We start from the raw sequence: 17,857 nt of genomic DNA, 5'->3' as shown, positions 1-17,857 counted from the left end.
GTGACCAGCTGCCGCCGTTGGGCGGCAGCTGATGACCACCCAACGGTCGTGTGGGGAGGGCCGAGCGGAGCACTCGGTCCCGGACCGCCCTGAGCCAGGGCCCCGGCTGGTGCGGTCGGTCACCTCCGCCCGCCATGCGGCGACGATGGGGCCACGCGTTCCCCCGTTGTACCGGGAGCCCACCGCGCCTGTCGCCGACGACGCGTCACTCTTCGTGTTCGAAGCGGGTGGTGGGGACCAGGGGTCGGGAAGGCGGGGTCGGGAGGGTGTCTCCGGGGCCCGCGCGGGGTAAGCCCGGGAAAGCCACGCCCAACCGGGGTGGGCGACTCCGGGGAGCGGAGCCATTTGTCCCCGGAAGAGTGGTTTGAACTGACGTCAGCGCGGCACTCTACAGCGAAGACAGAGGTGCGTTAGCACACTACACACGGTAGTAATCGAATCACCCCTGCGGGGGGCTGCTGATGGGGTCGGCGGGCAGATACTCTGCGCCGAAACCAGATCGGGGAGGTGTCATGGCCGGCTCACTGGACATGCGGAAGTTCCTGTGGCAGAGCGATGAGCCGTTGTCGTCGACGCCGCAGGTGCCGGCGCCGCGGAACGGCGAACTGCCCAGGGTCTCCGAGGAACAGGTGCACCGGGCGCGGGTGGCGGTGGCGGCCGGCGCGACCGGAGCGGAGGACTGCCGGTTGCTGCTGGACATGCTCGGCCTGACACCCGGCGAGGACGGGGTGCCGCCCGTGCGGCGGTGACCACGACGTTGGTAGCGGCGGGGGTGGGCGCGTTGGCGCCCACCCCCGCCGCGTGTTCGGCGCCGGGGCGCCGAACCAGGCGCGCACCCCCCGGAGCGCGACTGATCTCGGGTTGGCGGCCGCGAAGGCATCGGTGATCTCGAAACGCGGCGACCGTCCCGGGGGAAACATACCGACCGGTCCCTTTCCCGGCAACGGGTCGCGTATCGGCAGTAATGGTTCCGGCGTGCGGCTTACTCGTTCGGGCCACCAATGTGGGTGACACGGTAACTTTGTTGATCACCGACCGATGTCGTCGGTGTGGGCCTCGGCCGGGGTCCACCTGTCCGTGTTTCCCCATGTTGGAGCCGCAATGCCGCAGCAACATCGGGCCAGGGTCACCCGCGAGGCCATAGTGCTGGCCGCCGCCAGGGAGTTCGCCCGTCTCGGGTTCGGGGCCACCTCGCTGAACATCATTCTGGAACGGAGCCGGGTTACCAAGGGCGCCTTCTATTTCCACTTCCCGTCGAAAGAGGCGCTCGCCCAGCACTTAATTGACCATTCAAGGAGGGGGTGGATGGAAATCGAGCGGCACCGGCTGCGTGCCGCGTCCGACCCGCTGCGCACCGTGGTCCTCATGGTCGACGACTACGCCCGCCTGTTGACCGAGGACGAGCTCGCCTGGGCGGGGATCCGCCTCCTGGGGGAGGACGGCGGACCCGGTGAGCTGTTCGGGGCCTGGTACGTCAGTTGGGAGGGGTTGCTGCGCCGGTTGTTGACCGACGCCGGGCGGAGGGGACTGCTGCGGCCCGGCGTCGACCCGGGGGATGTGGCCGGTGTGATCGCCGCCGGTGTCGTGGGGGCGAGAGCCGTGTCGCACGGCACCGCCGGGAGCGGCGATCTCGCGGATCGGGTCTCCCGCCTCTGGCGCGTGGTGCTGCCCGGTGTGGCCACGGCGGGGTGGTGGAGCGAGTTCCAGGGCAGCGACCCGGCTCTCGTCGGTGCCTGACGCCGTCCGCCCTCCCCGGTGGGGCAACGGGGCGCGGCCGGGTGGGGCGGGCGACGGGGCCGGGTGGCCGATCGGGGCCCGCGCCGGCACCGGGTCGCCATCCGGGCGGCCCCACTCGTTCCCTACGCCGAACGGAGTAATCTGGCGAGTGACCAGCGCCACGTTCGCGATGTTGTTCGCCCGTGGCACTTCGGGAGGGGGGCGCGCGCCGGGGCGCCGCGGAGGGCTTGAAGGGTCAAAATGCCCTCTGACCAGCGGAGATGCCCTCGATCGCCGGGACGGGGAAGGGGTTGTCGTTCGCGTGCCCCGAGGGGTCGCGGGCCTCTGACCACCCGTTTTGGCATTCACCTCGAACGTGTCCTAAGCTATGCGTGCTCCCAACGAGAGAAGTTAACAAAATCGTTGAGGGCGAGGCCGGGTCAGGCTAGTCCGGCCACGCTCCCATCGTCTAGCGGCCTAGGACGCCGCCCTTTCAAGGCGGTAGCGCGGGTTCGAATCCCGTTGGGAGCACGGCACAACACAAGGCCATCAAGGCCCCGTGGCGCAGTTGGTTAGCGCGCCGCCCTGTCACGGCGGAGGTCGCGGGTTCGAGTCCCGTCGGGGTCGCCAGAGCTATCGGTCAGCATGACCGGGAGCGAACGGCCAGGTAGCTCAGTTGGTACGAGCGTCCGCCTGAAAAGCGGAAGGTCGCCGGTTCGACCCCGGCCCTGGCCACAGCGGACGAGCAGCAACGAGAGGGCTCCACCCAGCAGGGTGGGGCCCTTCGTCGTGCGTGCCGGACGCGGCCCCGCCTGCGTGCTGGTCCCAGGCGGACGCGCGTTGCTGGCCCGGGGAACCGACTCGCGAAGGGTGCGGCTTCCGCACCCGACCTCCCCGCACCTCCGATCCCGCGCACCGGCCGTGGTGGGCCAGCTGGCGCCGCCGGCCGGTTCTCGCGCCACCCAGGGGCGGCCGCTGCCCGGCGGGACGCGCTCCCCCGCCGTCCGCTCGCGCGTGCGGCCCAGTGCGGGACCGTGCCGACACGCTCGTCCGGTCTCCCGTCCGGGGTGGCGGTGCCTCCCCGGCCCGTCCGAGCACGCCGAGTGGGATGCCACGTGCCCGGCGGTCGAGGAGCCCTCGCCCGCCCCCCGGTGCGAGGCGGTGACCCGCTCCGGCCACCCGCGGTGGCCCACTGGACCAACGCTGGTCGTGGCGCGCCCCCGTGTCCGGCTGGGCTCCGGGGAGGCGAGGAGGGGGAGGGAGCGAGCCGGGCGAGTGGCGGCGGGGCCGGCGAACCCGTCCACGGGAGCGCGTGTCGGCGTGGAGCGCCAGCCTCGACGGAGTAGCAGGTGTGACTCTGCGCTGATCGCGGGTCGCCTCGGTCGATCGCGCGGCCGGTTCGGCACCGCCGATGGCGGAGCGGGCTGAGCCGTTCGTCGCGCCCGCCTACGCTGATCGTTTCGATCCGATAACAGACGGTCACCGGCTTCTGGTTCCGCTGCGTGACGGCCCTCCGCCGAGAGCTCGACACCTGTCAGGACCGCGCGGAGTGCAAGTCCGAAGATCAACTCTGTCGAGGGACATGTTCGCAGCGGTGCGTGACTTGATCCGTCTCTTCGAAGGTTTTTTCTCGCCTCGAACGAACGATTGTCAGCCGTCTGATTCGGAACGCTGCGCCGTGAGCCGGGTGGTTGACTGCGCCCGGTGGTGCCGCGGGTCGCCGCTCGCCGTCGCGGACGTGCGGACACCGGGGCACCGCCGGGATGCCTGGCAAGAATGGGAAAGGCTGGGGGTTCATCAGCGTGCACACGCAGCGCACCGTTCGGTTCTCGCGAAGCTTCCAGGACGGGACGGGTACCACCGCTACCGGCGTACTGTCCGGACCAATCTCCCTCGACACCGCACAGGACACGACGACCCTGCCACTGGCGAGGCCCACGTTCGCCACCGCCGCAGCGGAGGAACCCCGGGCGAGCGCCCCGACGGGGCGACCCCCGACAGCGGTCGACGGTGGGCATCCGCATCCGCATCCGCATCCGACTCCACCGTGTCCGCCCTCGCCCTCCGCTCGACCAACGACGGGTTGGGAACGCCGGCACCGCACCGGTGTGGTGCTGGCCGACCAGCTGATCACCGTGGCGGTCGCGCTCGGGGCCGCCCTCGTCCTCGGTGGCGGTCCCTCCGAGGTGGCCCCGGCGGTCGCGTTCACCCTCGCCGGCGTCACCTGGGTGACGGTGACGCTCGCGATGGTGGGCTGCCGGGTGTGGGAACCGCGCGTACTCGGGCAGGGCGCCGAGGAGTACCGCCGCCTCGGTCGGGTGCTGCTCACCACGATGGTCTTCCTCGCACTGGCCGCGATGGCGCTCGACACGCCAGCCCTGCGGCCCTGGATCTTCGGTGTGGTCCCGGTTCTCGCCGGCGGGCTCATCCCGGCGCGGTACCTGCTGCGGCAGGCGCTGCACCGTCGGCGTCGTCGCGGCGAGTGCCTGTTGCCGGTGCTGGCCGCCGGTGGGGCGGGGGCGTTGGCCGACCTCATCGACCGGACCCGGCGGGAACCGCACTACGGCTGGCGGGTGGAGGCGGTGTGCCTGTCCACCGCACCGACCGCCCCACTCGACGGCTGTGTCGGTGAGGTGGGCGGGGTTCCCGTCGTCGGAACGGTGGAGGACGTGGCCGCCCGCGTCGAACGCGGTGGTTACCGGGTGGTGGCCCTGGCCCCCGACCCCTACTGGACACCGGCTCGGGTGCAACGGCTCGCCTGGCAGTTGGAGGACAGCACCGCGGAGATGGTGGTCGCCCCCATGCTGCTCGAGGTGACGGGCCCCCGGCTGCACGTCGCCCCGGTCTTCGGGCTGCCGCTCCTGCGGGTCAGCGCTCCCTGCCTGACCGGCGCCCGCCGGGTGGTGAAGAACCTGGTGGACTGCCTGCTCGCCGCGGTGCTGCTCGTGCTCACCCTGCCCCTCCTGCTGGTGATAGCCCTGCTCGTCGTCGTGGACTCCGGTGGCCCCGTGCTCTACCGGCAGCGACGGGTCGGGCGGCACGGCCGCATGTTCACCATGCTCAAGTTCCGCAGCATGGTCGTCAGGGCCGATGACCAGCGGGCCGCGCTGGTGGCGGCGAACCGGGGCGCCGGCCCGCTGTTCAAGATGCGTTCCGATCCGAGGGTGACGCGCCTCGGAGCGGTCCTGCGCCGGTACTCCCTGGACGAACTCCCCCAGCTGGTCAACGTGCTGACCGGGTCGATGTCGCTGGTGGGGCCCCGCCCGCCCCTCCCGGAGGAGGTGGCCTGCTACGACGCGGCGGCGCACCGGCGCCTGATGGTGAAGCCGGGGCTCACCGGGCTGTGGCAGATCAGCGGCCGGAGCGACCTGTCGTGGGAGGAGTCGGTGCGGCTCGACCTGCGGTACGTCGAGAACTGGTCACTCGCCCTCGACTTCGTGATCCTCTGGAAGACGGGCTGGGCCGTGGTGCGCGGCCAGGGGGCGTACTGATGGACACCTGCCGACTGTGCGAGCGCCCCGACCTGCGCGGCGTGCTCGACCTGGGAGCGACGCCCCCCTGCGAACGCTTCCTCGGACCGAGCGAACTCGACCTGCCCGAACCCACCTACCCGCTGCATCTCAGGGTCTGCTCCTCCTGCCTGCTCGCCCAGCTCCCCGCCTTGGTCACCCCGGAGGAGACCTTCACCGAGTACGCCTACTTCTCCTCCTTCTCGGTGTCCTGGGTGCGGCACGCCGCGCGGTACGTCGCCGACGCGGTGGCGCGGCTGGGCCTGGGGCGCGACTCCTTCGTCGTCGAGGCCGCGAGCAATGACGGTTACCTGCTCAGGCACCTGGTCGAGCGGGGCGTCCGCTGCCTCGGGGTAGAACCGGCGCGCAATGTCGGCGCCGTGGCCAGGGAGAACGGTGTGCCGACCCTCACCGAGTTCCTCGGACCGGAGACCGCCGCCCGGATCCGGGACGAGCACGGCCCGGCCGACCTGGTCGTGGCCAACAACGTCTACGCGCACGTCCCCGACATCCGGGGCTTCACCGCCGGCCTGCGCGGTCTCGTCGCGGACGACGGCTGGGTGAGCATCGAGGTCCAACACCTGCTGAGCCTCGTCAGGCACTGCCAGTTCGACACCATCTACCACGAGCACTTCCAGTACTACACGGTGCGATCGGCGCAACAGGCGCTGGCGACCGGCGGGCTCGTGGTGGTCGACGTGGAGCTGTTGCCCACGCACGGTGGGTCGATCCGGCTGTGGGCACGCCCGGCCGACGCCGCCGGACCGCCCTCGGCGGCGGTGCTGGAGGTGCTCGCGGCGGAGGCGGACGCGGGCCTGCACACGGCGGACGGTCACCTGGGGCTCGCCGAGGACGTGCACCGCATCCGGGCCGACCTCCTGACGTTCCTCCTGGAAGCGCGTCGGTCCGGGCGGACGGTCGTCGGGTACGGCGCTCCTGGCAAGGGGAACACCCTGCTGAACCACTGCGGGATCCGACCCGACCTGCTGCCGTACACGGTGGACCGCAACCCCTACAAGCACGGCCGTTACACGCCGGGCGCCCGCATCCCGGTGCACCCGCCGGAGCGGCTCGCGCTGGACCGCCCGGACTACGTGCTGGTGCTGCCGTGGAACCTGCGGGACGAACTGGTGGACCAGCTCGCCCACGTGGCCGACTGGGGCGGCCGGTTGGTGTTCCCCATCCCCAGGCTCGAGGTCGTCGATCCCCGGTCCGCGCAGGGCCAGCCCGTGGTGAGGAGCCAACGATGAAGGTCGTGTTGTTCTGCGGCGGCCACGGCATGCGGATGCGTGTCGGGACCACCGACGAGCTGCCCAAACCCATGCACCCGGTGGGCCCACGGCCGTTGCTGTGGCACGTGATGCGCTACTACGCCCACTTCGGGCACACCGAGTTCGTGCTGTGCCTGGGGTACGGGGCCGAGCACATCAAGAACTTCTTCCTCACCTATTCCGAGACCGCGTCCAACGACTTCGTGCTGCGCGGCGGACGGGTGCAGCTGCGCTCGTCCGACATCCGCGACTGGACCATCGAGTTCGTCCACACCGGACTGGACTCCCCCATCGGGGAGCGGTTGCGCCGGGTCAGGCACCTCGTGGAGGACGAGGAGCTGTTCCTCGCCAACTACGCGGACGTGTTGACCGACGCCCCGCTGGACCGGGTCGTGGAACGGGTCCGCCGCGGCGATGTCGCGGCCGGGATGATGGTCGTCCCCCCGCAGTCCTCGTTCCACTGCGTCGAGCTCGGCGAGGACAGCAGGGTGGGCGCGATCACGCCCGTCAGTCGGCTGCCGATCTGGGAGAACGGCGGCTACTTCGTGTTGCGCCCCGAGGTGTTCGATCACCTGCCCCCCGGCGGCGACCTCGTCGAGGACGCCTGCGGTGAGCTGGCGAAGCGGGGACGGTTGCTGGCCTACCCGCACCGGGGGTTCTGGGCCCCGGCGGACACCGTCAAGGAAAGGGTCGCCCTCGACCGCGCCTACGCGGCCGGAGAACGGCCCTGGATGCTGTGGGACGTCGACGGGGCGTCCGAGGCGCGGCGTCCGGTGGCGGCCCCGTGATCGGCCTGCGCCCGGAGCGGGTCGACCGGGTCCTGGTGCTGGGGGCGCACTGCGACGACATCGGCATCGGGGCGGGCGGGACGTTGCTGTCGCTGTGCTCGTCCCGTCCAGGGCTCGCGGTGGACGCCCTGGTCTGCACCGGCGGCGGCGGTGACCGGGAGGCCGAGGAGCGGAAGGCGCTGGCCGCCCTCTGCGGTGGGGCCGACCTCTCGTGCCGGGTCCTGGACCTGCCCGACGGCCGCCTCCCGGCCCACTGGTCCGAGGTCAAGGACGCGTTGGAGCGCCTCGCCTCGACCCTGGCCCCCGACCTCGTGTTCGCCCCGGCCGCCCACGACGCGCACCAGGACCACCGCACCCTCGCCGCCCTGGTGCCCACCGTCTTCCGGGACCACCTCGTGCTCGGTTACGAGATCCCCAAGTGGGACGGCGACCTCCTCCAACCGGCGGTGTTCGTGCCGCTGAGCGAGGAGTGCGCCCGGGCCAAGAGCCGGATCCTGGGCGAGTGCTACCCGTCGCAGGCGGACAGGCACTGGTTCGACCCCGAGACGTTCCTGGGCCTCGCGAGGGTCCGAGGGGTACAGAGCAGGGCCAGATACGCCGAAGGCTTCTTTGCGGACAAGTTCGTGCTGAACGGAGGCACCCCATGCGCGTGCTGGTGACCGGGCACCAGGGATATCTGGGCAGCGTCGTGGCGCCGATCCTGGCGGGGGCGGGGCACGAGGTGGTGGGTCTGGACTCCGGGCTGTTCGCCGACTGCGTGCTCGGCCCGGCGGTGCCCGACCCGGTGGGCTACACCACCGACATCCGCGACGTCACCCCCGGCCAGCTGGCGGGGGTCGACGCGGTGGTGCACATGGCGGCGCTGTCGAACGACCCGTTGGGCGCGCTGACCCCGGAGGTGACCTACGAGGTCAACCACAAGGCCTCGGTGCGACTGGCCAGGCTGGCACGGGAGGCGGGCGTCCGCCGCTTCCTCTACGCCTCCACGTGTTCGGTGTACGGGGCCGCGGGTGACGCACTGGTCGACGAGGACGCCCCGCTGCGCCCGGTCACGCCGTACGCGACGAGCAAGGTGATGGTCGAGGACGACGTTCGCGACCTCGCCGACGACGACTTCACCCCGGTGTTCCTGCGCAACGCCACCGCCTTCGGCGCCTCGCCCCGGATGCGCGCCGACATCGTGTTGAACAACCTGGTGGGTCACGCCGTGCTGACCGGTGAGGTGCGGGTCCTCTCCGACGGCACCCCGTGGCGGCCGTTGGTGCACGTCCGGGACATCGCCGCGGCGTTCCTTGCGACGTTGGAGGCACCGAGGGCCGCGGTGCACGGCGAGGCCTTCAACGTCGGTACCTCCGCGAACAACCTGACCGTCGCGGACATCGCCCGCCGGGTGGTGGACGCGGTGCCGGGTTCCCGGCTCGTCATCACCGGGGAGACCGGCGGTGACCCCCGGTCGTACGTGGTCGACTTCTCCCGCATCATGTCGCGGCTGCCCGCGTTCGAGCCGAGGTGGGGGGTGAGCGCCGGCGCCGAGGAGCTGTCCGCCAGCTACATGGCCTACGGCCTGACCCAGGACGGGTTCCGCCGGCGTTTCACGCGGCTCGCCAGGCTGTCCGAGCTGCGTGCCGACGGCGTGGTCACCGAGGACCTGCGGCCGGCTCCGGCGGGGGCCCCGCTGTGAGCGCCCCCGTCGACCGCTCGACGTCAGCCTCCCGCCACCAGCCTGTCGCGCAGTTCCTCCCACCCGCCGGCAGTCGCGTCACGTGCGCTGACGACGCTCACGGGCAGCGGCCACACCACCCCCAGGCCGGGGTCGTCGTAGCGCACGGCGACATCGGCCGAGGGGTCGTGGGTGGCGTCGATCCGGTAGCAGACGTCGGCGACGTCGGTGAGCGCCTGGAAGCCGTGCAGGAAACCGGCCGGCACGTAGAGCTGGGAGAAGGAGTCGTCGTCGAGCCGGAACGCCTCGTACTCCCCGAAGGTCGGCGAGTCGGGCCGGGCGTCGACCACCACGTCGTACACCGCTCCTCGGGCGCAGCGCACCAGTTTGGACTCGCCCCGGCCGATCCTGCCGTGCAGTCCGCGCAGCACACCTCGGCGGGACCGCGACTGGGAGTCCTGGCGGAACGCGGTTCCGTCGACACCGTGTTCGGCCGCGACGTCCACGTCGAAGGTGCGGGTGAACAGGCCCCGGTCGTCGTGGTGGGGAGTGGGCACGAAGAGCAGCACCCCTGGAAGCCGACCCGGCCGGACACGCATGGCCGCCATTGTCCACAGTGGTCCACCCGGGTCGGCGGCAGGGGTGGGCGGAACCGCCGTGGCCAGGGAAGGCGGCTCGCGCGATGACCCGGTTCGACTGCCGCTGGTGCGGCACCAGCGCGCCCCAGCCCGTCCTGGACCTCGGGGAGCAGCCGCCCTGCGACCTCTTCCCCTCGGTCGTCGACGGCGGCCCTGATCCCCGTTGGCCGCTGCGGATGGGCTGGTGCCGGGAGTGCGGGCTGGCGCAGCTCCTGGAGGACCCGGGCATTCCCGAGCGGGCCAGGGGGGTGGAGCCGGCGGCGCTCGCCCGCCAGGCCGAGGAGGCGGTGTCCCGGGTGGCCGCCGAGGGCTGGCTACCGGACCGTGGGGGTTTCCTGGAGTTCGGCAGCCCGCACGGAGGTTCCTGGTCGCTCCTGCTCACCCATCGGGGGCTCACGCCGACGGCTCCTGGCGCGGCCTCCGACCTGGTCCTGGACTGCTTCGGGATGATGCACCACCCCGACCAGGCCGCCGCCCTGCGACGCCGGGTGCGAGCCCTCGCGGAGGACGGGGTGCTCCTCGTGCAGTTCCACAGCCTGGCCGCGATCCTGCGCGGCGACCAGTGGAACGCGCTGCGGCACGGCCACTTCGCCTACTACTCCACGGCGGCGCTCGTGACGATGCTCGGCCAGCTCGGTGTCGTCGTCCGGAGGGCCTGGCGGTTCGACCTCTACGGGGGGACCGTCCTGCTCGCCTGCGCCCGACGTGGCACCCAGGACGACAGCGTGCGGGCGCTCCTCGCGGAGGAGGCGGCGCTGGGGGTCGGTGACCCACGACACCTGCGGGCGCTCCAGCACGCGGTGACCCGGGACGTCGAGAGCCTCCGGTCCTGGCTCGCCGAGGGCAGGGCGTTGGGCCGGCGCGTGGTCGGTTACGGGGCGGGCTCCCGCGCGGTGCCGCTGCTGTGCGCGGCCGGCGTCGGCCCCGACCTGCTGCCGTTCGTCGCTGACGCGTCGGTGTCGAAGGACGGTCGGCGGTTCCCCGGCAGCCGGGTTCCCATCGTCGCACCGAACCGGCTGCGTTCCCGGCGTCCCGACGTCGTCCTGGTGTTCCTGCCCGAACTGCTGCCCGAGGCCCGGGCCGCCCTGCCCTGGGTCGAGGAGTCCGGGGGCCGTTGGGGCGCTGTCGACCGGCTGCCGCCCTGGCTGCCGCGACAGCGGGCGGACACCGCGGCGGCCGAGGTGACCAGGGTGGGGAGGAACGGATGAGCGACCCGGTCGCGGCTCCTCCGATCAGCGTCGGCCTGCCCGTGCGCAACGGTGAGCCCTACCTGGAGGCGGCGCTCAGGTCGCTGCTCGACCAGCGGGACGTCGACTACGAGCTGATCGTGGCCGACAACTGCTCGACCGATGCCACCGCCGACATCGTCGGGGACCTCGCCCGAGGCGACGCCCGCGTCCGCTACCTGCGGCGGGCCCGGGACATCGGCGTGATGGGCAACCACAACCGGCTGGTGGGGGAGGCCCGGGGCGGGCTCTTCGCCTGGGCGGCGGCGGACGACGTGTGGCGCCCCGACCGCCTCGCCCGGCTCGCCGCCGCGCTCGCCGACCGACCCGAGGTCGTGCTGGCGTCGTCCTCGGCGACCGAGATCGGCCCGGACGACGGGGTCCTCGGCTCCTGGCACAACGAGTGCCGGGTCGACCACCCCGACCCGGCCGTGCGGGTGCGGGACCTGTTGGAGGTGCCGCATCACAACTACTACTGCTACGGCCTGGTCCGCCGGCACGTGCTGGCGAGCACGATGCTGAACCCGCCGATCAAGGCGGGGGACCGCGTGCTGGTGGCCGAGCTGGCTCTGCGGGGCCCGTTCGTCCACCTGGACGAGGAGCTGCTGCTGCACCGGATCCACCCCGACCGGATCAGCGAACGGGTCGACCCCCGCGAGTTCTACCGGAGCCAGCGTCCCGGTCGGCGGTCGCTCGTGCTCCCCAACGTGGAGGAGGGCGGCTGGTTCCTCCGGGCCGTCCTCCGATCGCCGCTGTCCCCGGGCCAACGGCTGGCGGCGTTGGCCGCGTTGCGGCCGTGGCTCCGGGACAACGCGGTGCCCATGGCCCGCAACGTCGCCAGGGCGGCGGTGGACGCGGGTCGACGGCTCGCCGGGGCGGCCGACCGGTCATCCAGGCCCCGGGGCTGAGAGAGCGGGCTCGGCACGGGACGACTTCCTGGTCCCGGCCGGGAGCCCGCCGACCTCGCGCCCGGGACGACACGAGAGGTACGGGAAGCGGAGATGGACGCGGTGCAGGTACTCCGGGTGCTCGCCCGCCGGTGGCGGCTCACCCTGGCGCTGGGTGCCCTGCTCGGCGGGGTGCTGGCCGCGGTGGCGGTCGCGGTTCCACCGCAGCAGCGGGTCACCGCCGTGCTGCTGGCCATCACGGAGCCGGGACCGGAGGGGGGCAACCCCTTCGCGCGAGTGGACCGAGCCCAGGAGCAGGCCGCGACGCTGGTCAGGACGGTGCTGACGGCACCGGGTGCCGATGAACGCCTCGCGGCCGCCGGGGTCGTGGGTGACGTGGAGGTCAGCAACGACGACGTCCAACTGGGTGGGGCGAGCGCGTTCCTCACCGTCACGGTGACGGCGGAGACCGGCCCCCGTGCGAACGCCTCGGTGGCCCGGGTGATCGATCTCGCCGGCGCCGAGCTCCGGGAACGCCAGGAACGGGCCGGTGTCACCGCCGGTGAGCTGGTCGTGCTCAGCGAGGTGGTCGCACCCGGGAACGCGGTCACGACCCGGGGCGCGCAGCTGCGCGCCCTCGGCCTGCTCGGTGCGCTGGGGGCGGCGGCGCTCACCGCCGTGGTCCTGCTCGTGGACCGCCGGAAGCCCGGACCCGGGGAGCGCGGGGCGGGGGACCCGCCCGAGCCGACCCCCCGGCGGGGCGGTGGCGAACGGACCGCCGCCTCGGCACCGGGGGACGGGGCCGTGGCGGACCGCGTCGGCGTGACCCCGGAGCGGGTGGCCGGCGGGTGACCTGGGGGCTGGCGGAGCGGCCGGTCAGCCACCCGCTCCCGCGCGGGGAAACGGGCACCGGCCGGTGGCGCGCACCGGTCGGTGCCGTCCTCGCGGTGTTCGCGCTGCTGCTGGCACTGCCCCAGAACCTCGTCGTGGTGGGGGGAGCGGGCGGGGTCACCCCGGCTCGGCTGCTCGCCCTCGCCTGCCTGCTGTGGTGGCTGGTCGCGGTGGTGGGCGGGCTCCGGAGGTCCACGGGCGCGAACCCGGTGACCCGCGCGCTGCTGGGGTTCCTGGTGCTGGTGCTCACGGCGCACGCCCTCGCCACCCTCGATGGTGGCGGAGTCGGCGCGGACCGGATCGTGGAGACCGACCGGGCGCTGTTGGCCCTCGTCCCGGCGATCGGGGTCGCGTTGCTCGCCTCGGACGGGGTTCGCGGTCGCCGTGAGGTGAGGTGGGTGCTGGGGGCACTCGTGCTCGGCACCACCGCGTCGGCCGGGGCGGCGGTGGTCCTCTTCACGGTCGGCGTCGACCCGCGACCGCTGCTGGAGGTACCGGGCCTGGAGCTCGCCCCGCTGTGGGACGCGGATCTCGCCAGGGGCGGCCTGGTCCGGGCGATGGGGTTCGCGCACCACCCCATCGAGCTGGCCGCGCTCGCCGCGATGGCACTGCCGCTCGCCATCCACCTGGCCGGTCACGGCCGGCGGCCCTGGCTGTGGTGGGGGTGCGCCGCCCTGCTGGCCCTCGGAGTCCTCACCACGATCTCCCGCACCGGGCTGCTCGGGGTGGCCGTGGTCCTCGTCGCCCTGCTCCCCCGGATAGGGCTGCGGCGGTGGGTGTCGTTGGGGTTCGGCCTGGTTGGGGCGTTGGTGGTGGTGGTCACCGCCTGGCCCCGGCTGGCGGAGGTCCTCGCCGCCACGGTCCTCGGGTCCCGAACGGACAACAGCGTGCGCGGCCGGTTGGAGGACTACACCTACGTCGCCGGTCGCCTCGCCGAGCACCCGTGGTGGGGGCAGGGCTTCGGGACCTACCTGGCGCCTCCACAGCCCTACCTCGACAACCAGTACCTGCTGACGCTCGTCGAATCCGGGCCGCTCGGGCTGCTCGGGCTGCTCGTCCTGCTGGCCACGCCCCTGCTGCTGGCCCGCCGGGTCGCGGGGGGCGCCGTGGGGAGTGGTGACGGGGACGCGACGGGCGAGGCGACGCGGGATCGGGACACCGGTTGGGCACTGGCCGTCGCGCTGCTGGTCGGCGTCTGCTGCCTCGGCACCTTCGACGCGCTGGCCTTCCCCCAGTTCCAGGGTTACCTGTTCCTCCTCATCGGCCTGGTCGGTGCCGTGTCCTCCCCGGCCGTGTCGGCCCGTGCCAGGTCTCCGCGCTCGACCGACCACCCCACCAGGAAGGGATGAGCACGTGCACGTTGGTCCAGACGTCCTCGTCGCCGTCGTGACCCACCAGTCGGCGGAGGACCTGCCCGGGTTGCTGGAGTCACTCCCGGCGGCCATGCGCGGTGTCGGGCGGTGGCGACTGGTGATCGCCGACAACCACTCGACGGACGGGACGCTCGACGTCGCCCGCCGCCTCGCGCCCTACGCCCACCTGTTGCCGTTGGGGGCGAACCTGGGTTACGCGAGCGGGGTGAACGCCTGCGCCGCGCTCGCCACCCCGGCGGAGGGCCTGCTGGTGCTCAACGCGGACGTGCGTCTCGATCCAGGCTCCGTCCTGCCCCTCGCGGCCGCGTGCCAGCCCGACAGCGGCGCCGTGATCCCGACGTCGTCCGGCCCGGGAGGCCGAGGTCGGAGCGGTGACCGAGCCCGCGATGAGGCGTGGGGCGGTGTCGGGGTGGCGGCACCCGCGGTCCGCGACGGTGCCGGACGGCCAGAACCGACGATGCGCCGCCGCCCCAGCCCGGGACGGGCCTGGGGTGAAGCCCTCCTCGGCGGGTGGGCGGGCCGCTTCCCCGCCCTCGGGGAACGCATCGACCCCACCGGCCAGGAGGAACCGGGCTGGGCGAACGGAGCGGTGCTCTTCGTACCGGCCCACGTGCGGCGGCGTATCGGACCCTGGCGGGCGGACCTCTTCCTCTACTCGGAGGAGGTGGACTACTGCCGGCGGGTGACCGACGCGGGTTGGCGGATCGCGCGGGTGCCGGAGGCGACCGCGGTCCACCTCGGCGGGCAGGTGTCCTCCACCCCGGCGCTGTGGGCGCAACTGGTCACGAACCGGGTGGTGCACGTGGCGCGGTGGGACGGCCGTCGGGCGGCGCGGTTGGTCTGGAGCGCCCTGCTCGTGGGGCAGTTGGTCCGGATTCCCCTCCGGCGGCGGGTCCACCGCCGGGCGTTGCGGGAACTCTGGGCGGGCCGTGGCCGGCTCCTCGCCGGGCACCCCACCCACCCGGCCGCCGGCCCGGACTTCGGGACCCACCGGCGGACCACCCCCTGGCCGTTGGAGGTGTCCCGGTGAGCGATCCCAACCGGCGGGCACCGGTGGAGTTCCCCCGCCTGGCGAAGGACCTGCTGCGACGGCTGGTCGGACGCCACGTCGTCGCGGAGCGCTGGTACCGGCTGCGCTACGCGGCCACCAGACGGGCGGCGCGGGCCGAGGAGGACGCCGAGGTGGAGCGGCTGTCGACGGTGGTGGCCCCCGTCCCGGAAGCCACCGTCGTGGTGGTCATCCCCACGTACCGCCGACCGGGTCGCCTGCTCGCCGCGGTGCGGAGCGCCCTCGGCCAGACGGTCCGGGACGTCGCGGTCCTCGTGGTGGACGACGGCGGCGGTGAGGTCGGAACGCTGCCACCGGACCCCCGGCTGCGCCTGATCAGGCTCGGGCGGAACCACGGGAGCTGTGGTCTCGCCCGCAACGTGGGGATCAGGCTGTCCCGGTCGCCCTTCGTGGCCTTCCTGGACGACGACAACACGTGGCGGCCGGACCACCTGGAGCGCGCGCTCCGCGCCCTGCGGGAGGAGCCCGGCCCGGGGCTGGCCTACACGGCGGTGCGCCGCCTCCGTGCGGACGGTTCCCAGCTGGACATCATCGGCCGCGAGTTCGACCGGCGCGCCCACACCGACGACTCGTGGGCGGACTCGAACTCCATCGTCGTGACCAGGAGCCCCCTCGTGCGCTTCGACCCGTGGGCCCGGCCCCGGTCGGTCAACCCGAAGGAGGACTGGGAGCTGGTGCACCGGCTCTCCCGGCGGATGCGGGTCACTTACGTACCGGTGGTGACGGTGGACTACGCCGTGCACCGGGGGAGCTACTTCACGGACTGGGGTGAGCGGTCGGGCGCCGGGGCGTGGAACGGGACCGGCCCGGGCGCGCGGCCGCCTGCCGCGGCACCCCTCGCGTTGCCGGCGGGACGGGAGGGGGCGGGCCCGCCTCGGCCGGCGCGAGCGCCCGAGGCGGGACCCGGGCGCGCCGGGTCCCCGGAGGCCAGGACGGGGCCGGTCGACGACGGGCGCGAGGACCCGAGGGTGGTACCCCGCCCGGGAGGGGTGCCCTGGTCACCGCCGTCCGGTCCGATGCGTCGGCCGGTGGCGCCACCCGTCCGCGTCGAGGAGGGGACGGCACCACCCGAGCTGACCGGGCGGTGCGGGGTCCCCGAGGGCGGGTGGCCGGAGGAGTGGTTCGCGGGCCCGGGCCAGGGTGGCCGATCGCCCGCCGGTGGAGCGCCGCCGGCACCCGGTGCCCCGGTTCCCGGGGCACCGGGGGACGGGCGCCGGCCACCGTTACCGGGGGAACCGGGATGAGGGGCCTGGAACGGGGCGAGGTGTCCGCCGAGTCGGGTCGGGACGGCTCCCCCGACCCTCCGACGTCCTCCCACCCGTCCGACGCGGCTCGTCACCTCGGCCAGGAGGACGGCGGTGCTGGCCTGGGGGCGCGAGTGCGCCGCGGCCTGGGCCTGAGCCTGGCCAACACCCTGCTGTCCAGGGTGGGCACCTTCGCGATGGGGATCGTGCTGGCCAGGCTGTTGGCGCCGGACGAGTTCGGCGTGTACGCGGCGGCCCTGGTCGTCCAGCACCTGCTGCTCGCGGTCAACGACCTCGGTGCGGCGGCCGCGCTGGTGCGGCAACCGGGCAGCGGCAGGAGCGCCGTCAGGCCGCTGCTGCCGACCGCCTGGACCCTGTCCGTCCTGTGGGGCCTCGTGGGTTTCCTGCTGTGCCTGCTCTCGGCGCCGCTGCTCGCCGAGGCGCTCGGTAGTCCGGAGGCCACCGGGGTGATCCGCCTGATGTCGGTCAACGTGGTGCTCGACGGGTTCGCCGCCGTGCCGGGAGCCCTGCTGACCAGGGAACTGGCCCAGGCCCGCCGGCTGGTGGCCGACGTGTCCGGGATGGCGTTGAACCTGGCGGTGACCGGGGCGCTCGCCGTCCTCGGCGCGGGGGCCTGGTCCCTGGCTGGGGGGAACATCGCGGGGACGGCGCTGGTGGTGGTGCTGTTGGTGGTGCTCGCCGGTACCCGGCCGCGTTTCGGCCTCCACCGCGCGCACGCGGCGACGATCACCCGGTGCGGCGCGGCGATGCTGGGTTCCTCGACGGTCCTGGTACTGGCGCAGGCCACCCCGCAGCTGGTCACGGGGACGCTGCTCGGGGCGAGCGCCCTCGGTCTGCTCTACCTCGCCTCCAACGTCGCCAACTGGCCGGCCGCCATCGTCACCGGCACGGTGGAGCGGGTGGCGCTCGCGACGTTCTCCCGGGTCAGGGAACGCGGTGGGGACCTCTCCCGCGCGGTCTCCGGTGTCTTCGGGTTGGTCGGGGTCGTCGTCCTGCCCGGGGGGATCGGTCTCGCGGTGCTCGCCGAACCGCTCGTCCTGGTCCTCTACGGCCCGGACTGGTCCCCGGCCGCGATGGCGCTGTCCGGTCTCGCGGTCGCCGCCGTCGCCCGCGTCGTCTCGGAGCTGGTGTTCAACCTCATGGTGGCCGCGGGTGCCCTGGCGTCCTCCGTCGGCCTGCAACTGGCCTGGCTCCTCGCGCTCGTGCCGTTCAGCTGCGTCGGCGCGTGGTGGTGGGGGTTGACCGGCGTCGCGTGGGCGCAGGCGTTCGTCGCCGCGACCGTCGCGTTGCCGTTGCAGGTGTGGGGAGCCCACCGGGCGGGGGTCCGGGTCCGGGAACTGGCGCGCGGTGTGTGGCCGGCCTCGGTTCTCGGCCTGGTGCTGCTGCTCGCGCTGCTCGCCCTGCGCCTCACCGGTCTCACCGCCGTGGTCGAGCTCGTGGTGGGGGTGGTGCTCGTCGGGGTGATCGTCGTCCTCGGGGGCCTGCGGCAGTACCGGCGCTGCCGCGGGCTGCTGGACGAACCGGCGCGGTGACCCCGCTGAGGAGTGACACCCGGTCAGGTTGT

At 73.4% G+C, this 17,857-nt stretch carries 15 protein-coding genes and 3 tRNA genes; 17 read left to right on the top strand and 1 reads right to left on the bottom strand.

Translation table 11 applies throughout. From position 1 onward, the window contains the following. Positions 1–512 precede the first annotated feature (512 nt). From ACOJVX_RS24240 to ACOJVX_RS24195, 10 genes are all read left to right on the top strand, one after another. Positions 513–749 (top strand): hypothetical protein, encoded by a 237-nt coding sequence (locus ACOJVX_RS24240; RefSeq protein WP_016700499.1) that lies wholly within the window; start codon positions 513–515, stop codon positions 747–749. Between the two features lie 352 nt (positions 750–1,101). Continuing rightward, positions 1,102–1,737 carry a ScbR family autoregulator-binding transcription factor gene (locus ACOJVX_RS24235; protein ID WP_162147322.1) on the top strand — a complete coding sequence of 212 codons (636 nt, stop codon included), beginning with the start codon at positions 1,102–1,104 and terminating at the stop codon, positions 1,735–1,737. Between the two features lie 437 nt (positions 1,738–2,174). Further along, positions 2,175–2,247 (top strand) — tRNA-Glu (locus tag ACOJVX_RS24230). A gap of 22 nt (positions 2,248–2,269) precedes the next feature. Further along, positions 2,270–2,346 (top strand) — tRNA-Asp (locus ACOJVX_RS24225). A 31-nt stretch (positions 2,347–2,377) separates the two neighbouring features. Further along, positions 2,378–2,451 (top strand) — tRNA-Phe (locus ACOJVX_RS24220). Between the two features lie 1,376 nt (positions 2,452–3,827). Beyond that, positions 3,828–5,207, top strand: a complete 1,380-nt coding sequence (locus ACOJVX_RS24215) for a sugar transferase (RefSeq protein ID WP_026419647.1) — start codon at positions 3,828–3,830, stop codon at positions 5,205–5,207. Then, positions 5,207–6,475, top strand: coding sequence for a class I SAM-dependent methyltransferase (locus ACOJVX_RS24210; RefSeq protein ID WP_030104574.1), 1,269 nt, complete (start codon positions 5,207–5,209; stop codon positions 6,473–6,475). The genes ACOJVX_RS24215 and ACOJVX_RS24210 overlap by 1 nt, the downstream gene beginning before the upstream one ends. Next, entirely contained in the window at positions 6,472–7,284 is an 813-nt protein-coding gene (locus ACOJVX_RS24205; protein ID WP_026419645.1) for a glucose-1-phosphate cytidylyltransferase, read from the top strand. Before ACOJVX_RS24210 ends, ACOJVX_RS24205 begins: the two co-directional genes overlap by 4 nt. Continuing rightward, on the top strand, positions 7,281–7,943 hold the full coding sequence (locus ACOJVX_RS24200; RefSeq protein WP_418154726.1) for a PIG-L deacetylase family protein: 663 nt from the start codon (positions 7,281–7,283) through the stop codon (positions 7,941–7,943). Before ACOJVX_RS24205 ends, ACOJVX_RS24200 begins: the two co-directional genes overlap by 4 nt. Beyond that, on the top strand, positions 7,928–8,965 hold the full coding sequence (locus ACOJVX_RS24195) for an NAD-dependent epimerase/dehydratase family protein (protein WP_418154727.1): 1,038 nt from the start codon (positions 7,928–7,930) through the stop codon (positions 8,963–8,965). Before ACOJVX_RS24200 ends, ACOJVX_RS24195 begins: the two co-directional genes overlap by 16 nt. Positions 8,966–8,988: 23 nt before the next feature. Here ACOJVX_RS24195 and ACOJVX_RS24190 read toward each other — a convergent pair whose 3' ends face one another. After that, positions 8,989–9,543 (bottom strand): dTDP-4-dehydrorhamnose 3,5-epimerase family protein, encoded by a 555-nt coding sequence (locus tag ACOJVX_RS24190; RefSeq protein WP_418154728.1) that lies wholly within the window; start codon positions 9,541–9,543, stop codon positions 8,989–8,991. An 83-nt stretch (positions 9,544–9,626) separates the two neighbouring features. Between ACOJVX_RS24190 and ACOJVX_RS24185 the strand changes: the two genes are divergently transcribed. The 7 genes from ACOJVX_RS24185 (at position 9,627) to ACOJVX_RS24155 (ending at position 17,825) form a co-directional block, all read left to right on the top strand. After that, on the top strand, positions 9,627–10,790 hold the full coding sequence (locus ACOJVX_RS24185) for a methyltransferase C-terminal domain-containing protein (RefSeq protein ID WP_418154729.1): 1,164 nt from the start codon (positions 9,627–9,629) through the stop codon (positions 10,788–10,790). Then, positions 10,787–11,716, top strand: a complete 930-nt coding sequence (locus ACOJVX_RS24180; protein ID WP_051314160.1) for a glycosyltransferase family 2 protein — start codon at positions 10,787–10,789, stop codon at positions 11,714–11,716. The genes ACOJVX_RS24185 and ACOJVX_RS24180 overlap by 4 nt, the downstream gene beginning before the upstream one ends. 93 nt (positions 11,717–11,809) lie before the next feature. Continuing rightward, positions 11,810–12,547, top strand: coding sequence for a hypothetical protein (locus tag ACOJVX_RS24175; protein ID WP_103055948.1), 738 nt, complete (start codon positions 11,810–11,812; stop codon positions 12,545–12,547). Beyond that, positions 12,544–13,935, top strand: coding sequence for an O-antigen ligase family protein (locus tag ACOJVX_RS24170; RefSeq protein WP_422647106.1), 1,392 nt, complete (start codon positions 12,544–12,546; stop codon positions 13,933–13,935). Before ACOJVX_RS24175 ends, ACOJVX_RS24170 begins: the two co-directional genes overlap by 4 nt. Positions 13,936–13,939: 4 nt before the next feature. Then, positions 13,940–14,989, top strand: a complete 1,050-nt coding sequence (locus ACOJVX_RS24165; RefSeq protein ID WP_422647105.1) for a glycosyltransferase family 2 protein — start codon at positions 13,940–13,942, stop codon at positions 14,987–14,989. Then, positions 14,986–16,272: a glycosyltransferase family 2 protein gene (locus tag ACOJVX_RS24160; RefSeq protein WP_418154733.1), complete on the top strand. Its 1,287-nt coding sequence runs from the start codon at positions 14,986–14,988 to the stop codon at positions 16,270–16,272. The genes ACOJVX_RS24165 and ACOJVX_RS24160 overlap by 4 nt, the downstream gene beginning before the upstream one ends. Next, positions 16,269–17,825: an oligosaccharide flippase family protein gene (locus ACOJVX_RS24155; protein WP_026419637.1), complete on the top strand. Its 1,557-nt coding sequence runs from the start codon at positions 16,269–16,271 to the stop codon at positions 17,823–17,825. The genes ACOJVX_RS24160 and ACOJVX_RS24155 overlap by 4 nt, the downstream gene beginning before the upstream one ends. The last annotated feature ends 32 nt before the right edge of the window (positions 17,826–17,857 follow it).

This window comes from Actinoalloteichus caeruleus (assembly GCF_049311605.1).
GTDB lineage: Bacteria > Actinomycetota > Actinomycetes > Mycobacteriales > Pseudonocardiaceae > Actinoalloteichus_B > Actinoalloteichus_B caeruleus.
Note: the sequence above shows the minus strand (reverse complement) of the source record. Positions and strands in the feature narration are given on the sequence as shown.